The 8,028-nt window shown below is 69.8% G+C and carries 7 protein-coding genes; all 7 read right to left on the bottom strand.

Translation table 11 applies throughout. The features are described 5' to 3' along the window. Positions 1-122 precede the first annotated feature (122 nt). Entirely contained in the window at positions 123-632 is a 510-nt protein-coding gene (gene tpx, locus ACFW3L_RS00655; protein ID WP_378735357.1) for a thiol peroxidase, read from the bottom strand. A gap of 58 nt (positions 633-690) precedes the next feature. Then, positions 691-1,683: an NAD-dependent epimerase/dehydratase family protein gene (locus ACFW3L_RS00650; RefSeq protein ID WP_378734787.1), complete on the bottom strand. Its 993-nt coding sequence runs from the start codon at positions 1,681-1,683 to the stop codon at positions 691-693. Between the two features lie 2 nt (positions 1,684-1,685). After that, entirely contained in the window at positions 1,686-3,032 is a 1,347-nt protein-coding gene (locus ACFW3L_RS00645; RefSeq protein WP_378734785.1) for a nucleotide sugar dehydrogenase, read from the bottom strand. A 74-nt stretch (positions 3,033-3,106) separates the two neighbouring features. Further along, a complete protein-coding gene (gene rfbH, locus ACFW3L_RS00640; protein WP_378734783.1) occupies positions 3,107-4,411 on the bottom strand; it encodes a lipopolysaccharide biosynthesis protein RfbH in 1,305 nt (434 codons plus the stop codon). Between the two features lie 40 nt (positions 4,412-4,451). Beyond that, on the bottom strand, positions 4,452-5,522 hold the full coding sequence (locus tag ACFW3L_RS00635) for a glucose-1-phosphate thymidylyltransferase (RefSeq protein ID WP_378734781.1): 1,071 nt from the start codon (positions 5,520-5,522) through the stop codon (positions 4,452-4,454). Next, positions 5,519-6,682 carry a DegT/DnrJ/EryC1/StrS family aminotransferase gene (locus ACFW3L_RS00630; protein ID WP_378734777.1) on the bottom strand — a complete coding sequence of 388 codons (1,164 nt, stop codon included), beginning with the start codon at positions 6,680-6,682 and terminating at the stop codon, positions 5,519-5,521. Before ACFW3L_RS00630 ends, ACFW3L_RS00635 begins: the two co-directional genes overlap by 4 nt. After that, positions 6,679-8,013, bottom strand: coding sequence for a nucleotide disphospho-sugar-binding domain-containing protein (locus ACFW3L_RS00625; RefSeq protein WP_378734774.1), 1,335 nt, complete (start codon positions 8,011-8,013; stop codon positions 6,679-6,681). Before ACFW3L_RS00625 ends, ACFW3L_RS00630 begins: the two co-directional genes overlap by 4 nt. Between the last annotated feature and the right edge of the window lie 15 nt (positions 8,014-8,028).

Raw genomic sequence — 8,028 nt, 5'->3', positions numbered from 1 at the left:
TTTCTTATTTTTTTTTTCTTTGTTTTTTTTTTTTTTTTTTGTTGGGTGGGTTTTTTTTTTTTTATTAAAATAACAAGCGGGGGGGGCCCGGGCCCCCCCCCCCCCCGCCCCCACCTCCGCCTCTACAAGCAGTCCCGGACGGCCCTGAGCACGGCTTCGTGGTCGGCTGGTCCGTCCGAGGCGGCCACGTACTGGACATGCCTTACCGTGTCCTCGGCGTCCACCACGAACAGGGCACGGGAGAGCAGGCGGAGCTCCTTGACCGCCACACCGTACGCCCGGCCGAAGGACAGTTCCCGGTGGTCGGAGGCGATGATTCCCTCCAGCCCCGAGGCCCCGCACCAACGCCGCTGGGCGAAGGGCAGATCGACGGAGAGGGTCAGCAGCTCCGCTCCTGGCAGCGCCGCGATCTCGCTACCGAGGACGCGGGTCTGCCGGTCGCAGACCGGAGTGTCCACCGACGGCACCGAGCACAGCACCCGAACGGTCTCCGGAGCCCAGGAGAGCCCGACCGTTCCCATGTCCGGGTCCACCGCGGTGAAGTCAGGTGCTCGGTCGCCCACATTCAAAGTTTCGCCCAGCAGCGTCATGGGACGCCCCTGAAAGGTGGTCCCCCCGGGGCGCTCGTTCATGGTGTCCAAGGTTCGTCTCCTCGCTCTGCGTGTTGTCGCGCTGATCGGCCCGGAGGCGCTACTCGGCACCCGTGTCCGGTCGTTCCAACCACTGGGGCGCGGACCGAGCCCACGTGATGGTGCGCTCCAGTCCGACGCGCAGCGGGGTGCGGCACCGCCAGCCCAGGAGCTCACGCGCCTTTCGGGTGTCGGGGATCCGCCTACCCAGGTCCTCGTACTCCGCTCCCAGGCCCGAGCCGGTGTCCACGTCGCGTATCGGTACGGTCCCTCCGGTGAGCTCGCGGATCAGGCCGGCGACCTCGGCGACGGTGGTCTCGCGGTCGCTGCCGACGTTGAAGGCCTCCCCGAGTGCGGCCGGGGAGGTCCCCGCGGTGAGGGTCGCCTCCACGGCGTCCCCGACGAAGGTCATGCACCTGGTCTGACGGCCACCGTCGTACACGGTCAGGGGAAGCCCGTTCAGGGCCCGGTGCACCAGACGGCTCACAAGGTAGGCGGGTCGCTGGCCCGGTCCGAACGCGTTGAAGTAGCGCACGATCGACACGGGTAGACCCCGCTGGGAGGCGAAACCGAACGCCAGGTGCTCCGCCAGTGCCTTGCTCGTGCCGTAACTCCATCGCGCCCGTGAGGTCGACCCGAGCACCCTGTCGTCGTCCTCCGCCCACGGCACGGCCGGGTTCTTCCCGAAGACCTCGCTGGTGCTCGCCACCACGACGCGGGACTCCGCGCGGGCCGCGGCCTCCAGGACGTTGCGGGTACCGGTGAAGTTGATGTCAATGACGTCCAGGGGCCGGGCCAGGTACTGGTCCACCCCCACCACGGCCGCCAGGTGGTAGACCACGTCCACGTCCCGGCGGATCGCCCGTGCCACGTGGTCCGGGTTCCGCACGTCCCCGTGGATCCGGGCCGCCCCGGCGGTCCCCGGCGGGGGCGCCGCGCCCGTGGACTGGTCGAGGACCGTGACCGCGCACCCCTGTTCGAGAAGGCGGGCCACCAGGTGACGGCCGACGAAGCCGTCGCCGCCCGTGACCACTGCGTGCGTTCGTGTGGACATGTCTACCTCCCGATACCGCGGTACACGAAGCCCGAGGCGCGCAGCCGTTCCACGTATTCCGGGGCCAGGTGCGCGCGTCCGTCGAAGAACAGGCAGGGCCGGGGAACCGGCAGGTCCGCGAGGTCGGTGGCCGCCATCTCCTGGTGGTAGGCCAGGACCGCCACACAGTCGACGTCGGCCACCGCCGCCTCCAGGGAGGGGGCGAGCTCACGGCCGAACACCCTGAGCGCCTCCCCGGTGTCGACGAGCGGATCGAACAGGACCACCTGGCAACCCGCCTTCTCCAGGTGAGTGACGAACGGAAGAGCGGGCGTCTCCCGGAGATCCCCCGTGTCGTTCTTGAAGGCGAGGCCGAGGACGGCGATCCGGCTCCCCTCCCGGCGGTGCCCCATACGCTCCAGTTCGGCCAACACGGTGCTCGCGGCGTAGTCGGGCATCGCGTCGTTGGCCTCCCGTCCCGCTGCGGGTGTGCGCAGGTCCAGGCCTCGCTCACGGGCGGAGTGCCACACCATCCAGGGGTCCTTCGTCAGGCACGAGCCGCCCACGCCCACGCTCGGAGTGAGCACGTTGATGGTGCCGGACCCCTTGGGTACGGTGTTCGCGGCGGGGATGACCTCGTGGGCGTCCACTCCGAAGAGCGCGCAGTACCGGGCCAGTTCGTTGGCCATCGCGATGTTGAGGTCGATCCACCAGTTGTCGGCGAGCTTGACGATCTCGGCGGCCTCCGGAGAGGCGACGGTGATGACCTCGACCCCCAGGGCTCCGCTCCAGAACTCGGCGGCGGCACGCGTGCTCTCCGAGTCCAGACCGCCGACGACCATCGGCAGTTCTCCGAGTTCCCTGATCGCCGTGCCCTCGGCGAGGCGCTCCGGGGCGAAGGCCAGTCCGAAGTGTTCGCCCGCGACCAGTCCGGACCCCTCCAGGCTGGCGCGTACCCGTCCCGACGTGGTGCCCGGGGGGACGGTGCTCTTCACGATCACCAGCTGTCCCCGTCTGAGGTGGCGGCTGAGTTCCTCGCAGGCGGTGGCGAGTTGGTCCACGGCCAGCGAACCGTCCTCCCGTACCGGCGTCCCCACGGTGATGAGAACGACGTCGGCCTGCCCGACCGCGCTCTGGTCGGGCAGGAAGCGCACGCGTCCCGCGTCCAGCCCTCGGGTCAGCCTCTCCGCGAGTCCCTCCTCATGGAACCGGCAGTGTCCGTTCGAGAGCTCGTTCACCAACGCCGTGTCGGTGTCGACGCCGATGACTTCGTGTCCCCGATCCGAGAGCACTCCGGTCAGGCACGAGCCGACGTAGCCGAGCCCGATCACCGCCACTGTGGGGGGCCGGTCAGGGGTGTTCCAACGCATGGTCTACCTCGTGTGTGGTGTGTGAGGAGCGCTCGTGCCGGAGATCGTGACTCCACCGGAGCGCCGAGGAAGGGTCAACGCTGTGAGGCGACGAACTCCTTGACCGAGGAGACGACGTAGTCGATCATCTCTTCGGTCAGGCCGGGATAGACCCCCAGGTGGAAGGTGCTCTGCATGACCTTGTCGCTGTTGACCAAGGGCTCCGCCAGGCGGCGTGGCCGGTTCGTGTAGGCGGGATGGCGCAGGAGGTTCCCGGCGAACAGGCGTCGGGTGCCGATCCTGCGGTCCTCCAGGAATCCGACCAGGTCGGAGGAGTCGAAGGGGGCGTCGTCGGTGACCGTGAGGACGAACCCGTACCAGCTCGGATCGCTGTCGGCGGTGGCCTCGGGCAGCAACAGGTGCGGCACCCCGTCCAGACCCTCGCGGAGCCGCGCCCAGTTGGCGCGTCGGGCCGCGCAGAAGTCGTCCATCTTGCCGAGCTGGGACAGACCGAGCGCCGCGGCGGTGTCGGTGGTCTTGAGGTTGTACCCCACGTGGGAGTAGATGTACTTGTGGTCGTAGCCCTCGGGGAGCTCGCCCATCCGCCAGTCGAACCTCTTGAAGCAGGTGTTGCTCTGCCCTGGAGGGCACCAGCAGTCGCGTCCCCAGTCCCGCAGGGACTCCACGATTCGTGACAGTGTCAGGTCGGAGGTCAGGACGCAGCCGCCCTCGCCCATGGTGAGGTGGTGTGCGGGGTAGAAGCTCACCGTGGCGAGATCTCCGAACGTTCCGGTGTAGCCACCCCGGTAGCGCGACCCCAGCGCGTCGCAGTTGTCCTCGACCAGGAAGAGGCCGTGCTCGGCGGCGATCCGAGCGATCTCCTCCACCTCATAGGGATTGCCCGCCGTGTGGGCGATCGCGATCGCCCTGGTGCGTGGACCGATCGCACGCTCGACTCGTTCGGCCGTGGTGTTGTACGTTCCGAGCTCGATGTCCACGTAGACCGGGACGAGCCCGTTCTGGAGGATCGGGTTCACCGTGGTGGGGAAGGCCGCGGCCACGGTCACCACCTCGTCACCCGGGACGAGCGCCCGCTCGCCGAGCTGGTGTGAGGTGAGCGCCGTGATCGCGAGGAGGTTGGCGGAGGAGCCGGAGTTGGTCAGGTGTGCCTTGCGTACGCCGATCCGGCGTGCCAGGGCCGACTCGAATTTGCGAGCGCTGGTCCCCGAGGCGATGCGCATGTCGAGCGCGGCCTCGACGAAGGCGGCCCTGTCATCGGCGTCCAACACCGCCCCGGACGGCCATATCTCCGTCTCTCCCGGGACGAACGCCCCGGTCTTCTCCTCCTGTCGGTGGTAGGCCCGAACGGCGTTGAGGATCTCGGTCTTCGTCTCGCTCATGACGGGGAGGTCCGTCCCTTCCATTCGTGTGCGTGCTGCCTCAGGCGCTCAGATCGATCCGTGCGTGGTCGCCGACGACGAGCCGGTGGGCGTCGGCGGGAGCCGACCGGGAGCGGATCGTGGAGTCCGCGCCGATCAGGCAGCCCCGCAGGGGAGCGGGGCCCGCCAAGCGGGTGCCGTCCAGGACGACGCTGTCGGCCACGTCCGCCCCCAGGAGCGAGCAGTTCCGTCCCAGCGACGTCCCCGGCCCCACAGCGGAGTCCTCCACCAGGGTTCCGGGGCCGATCGACGCCGGGCCGCTCACCGAGGAACGGATGATCCTGGCCCCGCGCCCGAGACGCACCGGTCCGGTGACCGTGCTCGACGCGTCGACACCCTCCACCGGCAGGGAGTCGGGAAGGAGGGCGAGGACGTGCCGGTTGGCTGTCAGCACGTCCTCCGGGCGGCCGACGTCGGCCCAGTAACCCGTGTACTCGCTGGTGGTCACGCCGTACCCTCGCTCCAGTAACCACTGCACCGCGTCGGTGATCTCCAGCTCCCCCCGTCGGCTGGGGACGACGGACCGGACGGCCTCGTGGATGGCGCGGGTGAAGAAGTAGACACCGATGATCGCCCGGTCCCCCACCGGTTCCGTGGGTTTCTCCACCAGGCGCCTCACCTTGCCGTCCTCACCGGTCTCCACGACCCCGAAGGCACTCGGGTCCGGGACCCGCTGAACCGCCACGTGGGCGTCCGAGCCCCGAGCACGGAACTCCTCGGCCAGTCCTCCGATCCCGTCCGGCAGGAGGTTGTCCCCCAGGAACAGGACGAAGTCCTCCTCCCCGAGGAATTCCCGTGCCGTTCGCACGCAGTCGGCGAGGCCCCGGGGCCGTTCCTGGTGGACGTAGGTGATGCGCACCCCCAAGGCGGAGCCGTCCCCGAGAGCGTGTCTGACCAGGTTGGTGCCGCCGCCGGTGACGACTCCGACCTCGTGCACGCCCAGGTCGCGCACGGTACGGACCGCGTGCTCCAGAACCGAACGCCCGGCGACCGGGACCAGCTGCTTGGGCCGTGTGTGGGAGATCGGGCGCATCCGCGACCCGGACCCACCCGCCAGGATCAGGGCTCTCACCGCGCGCTCCCCCCGTCGACCGGAGGACGCCCGGTGACCGCCGAGACCAGCTCACTGATCACGCGCCCGACGTCCTCGTCGGAGAGCCCCTGGTGCTGGGGGAGCAGGAGGGTCCGCTCCGCCGCTTCCTCCGCACCCGGTAGCCGGACGTCTCCGGCTCCGTAGGCGGGGACCCGGTGCAGGGGCGCGTAACGGAAGGTGGTGTAGACACCTCTGTCCAGCAGCTCGGCCGCCACCCGGTCCCGTTCCCCGGGTTCCAGACGCACCCAGTGGAAGTAGTGGGACGAGGTGTGTCCCTCCGGTACCGGAGGCGGGCCCTCCAGCCCCTCCACCCCCGAAAGCGCCCGGTCGTAGACGGAGGCGAGCTCGCGCCTGCGTCGGACGAACTCCGGTAGACGGCGCAGTTGCACGAGCCCGATCGCGGCTGTCAGGTCATTGCCCACCACCCGCCTGCCGAAGGCCTCCACATCCAGTTCCCACCATCTCCGGGCGACGGAGCGGGAGGCGCTCAGCCCGCTCTCGTGGCGCAGGCCGTGGTAGGCCAGTCTCCGGGCACGGTCCGCTTCGTCCGGGTCTCGCACCACGACCATCCCTCCGTCGCCGGTGCTGAGGACCTTCATGGCGTCGAAGCTCCACACCGCGACGTCGCCGAAGGTTCCGCAGGCGCGGTCACCGACTCGTGAGGCCACGGCGCACGCCGCGTCCTCCACGAGCCACACGCCGCGCGACCGACATGTCGTGGCGATCCCCTCCACGTCACCAGGCAGGCCTCCGTAGTGCAGGAGCACCACCGCCCGGGTACGGTCGGTCAACACCCGCTCCACGTCCTCGACGGAGGGATTGAGGGTGCGCGGGTCCACGTCGCAGAACACGACCTCGGCCCCCGCCGCACGGACGGCGTTCGCCGCGCCGACGAAGCTCACGCTCGGAAGTACGACCTCGTCCCCGGGACCCAGGCCGAGGAGCTCCACGGTCAGGAAGAGCCCCGACGTCGCCGAGTTGACGAACAGGACGGTGCGCGGATCGACCCCCAGGTGATCGGCGAACGCGGCCTCGAACGCGGCGGCTCGCTCGCCGAGCCCGGGCCAGGAGTCGGAGAACACCGCCTCGACGGCGGCGAGCTCCTCCCGGCCCAGGCTCGGTTGGAACACGTTGATCATGGGGTGCCCTTGTGCAGCGCGGCCAGTTCCTCCAGGGCCGAGACGACCGCCGGCGGCGCGGGGGACGCCAGGATCTCGGACCGGACCCGCGCGGCGCCCTTGTGGAAGGCCGGGTCCTTCAGCACCCGGCGCAGGCTCTCCCTGATGTCCTCCACGGTCTGCGTCCGATGGTCCAGCCGCAGGCCGGCCCCCCTGGAGGTGACGTATCCGGCGGTGATCGAGGATTCGACGTGTTTGGACGCCTCCATGCCCTCCCCCGCGGCGGCGGTCACACCGTGGTCGTCGTCGGAATCCGTGATCAGCTGCGGGATCCCCAGAGCGGCGGCGGCCGCGAAGGTGCCGACGCCGCCATGGTGGATGATCGCGTCACAGGCGGGGAGGAGCTGGTTCAGCGGGAGGTAGTCCACGGTCCGGACGTTCGAGGGGATGTCCGAACCGTCCAGCTGGGTCGCGTCCAGGGTCGCGACCACGTCCACGTCCAGCCCGCCGAGTGCTTCCAGCAGCGCGGGAACGTGGCCCCAGCCCCCCTTGAGGAACATGCGCTGGGAAAGCCCCAGGGACAGGGCGATCCGCGGTCGGCCGGTCTCCTGGCGGAGCCACTCGGGCACGGGGGTCTGCCCGGCGTACGGAACCCATCTGACCGGAACGGCGGGCACCCCGGTGGGGAGCCGCATCGCCTCCGGAAGAGGGTCCAGGGTCCACTGCCCCAGGAGGAGGTCCTCGTCGACCTCGACCCCGTGGCGTCGAGCGCTCGGTGCGAGCGCGGCTGCCAGCGGCTCCTCCGCGGTGATGCCCGGGGCATCGGACCGCCGCGAGCGGACCAGGTTCCTGCTCCAGCCGAAGTAGTCCTGCCCCCAGAGCAGACGCGCGTGGGCGGCTCCGCTGGCCACCGCGGCCACGGCCCCGATCGGGAAGCACGGGTCCCAGAGGACCAGGTCCGGCTTCCAGTCCTTGGCGAAGGCGACCAGGTCGTCCACGGCGCGGAAGCGTTCCTCTTCGGCCGGTTCCACGGGGGAGAAGTCCCAGATGGACGGCAGCATGAAGTGAGTGAAGACGTCCCACGGGTCCCGTTCGCCACCGGTGGGCGCGAGGACCTCGGTGAGCTCGGCCAGTCGGCCCCGTTCCTCCGGGTAGGGGTTTCCCGGCCCCATGGGGATCATGTCCGGGCTCCCGACGGAGACGGCGGGAAGACCGACGGCGACGGTCGACGCCTGGAGGGTGTGGTGTGAGACGACGCGGACCTCGTGCCCGGCTGACTGGAGGGCCCAGGCGAGGGGAACGAGCGGGTACAGGTGGGCGGCGTTGGGCCAAAGACAGAAGACGACTCTCATGGATGTGTTCCAACT

The sequence above is a fragment of the Nocardiopsis sp. NPDC058789 genome, from assembly GCF_042745575.1.
Taxonomy (GTDB): domain Bacteria; phylum Actinomycetota; class Actinomycetes; order Streptosporangiales; family Streptosporangiaceae; genus Nocardiopsis; species Nocardiopsis eucommiae.
Note: the sequence above shows the minus strand (reverse complement) of the source record. Positions and strands in the feature narration are given on the sequence as shown.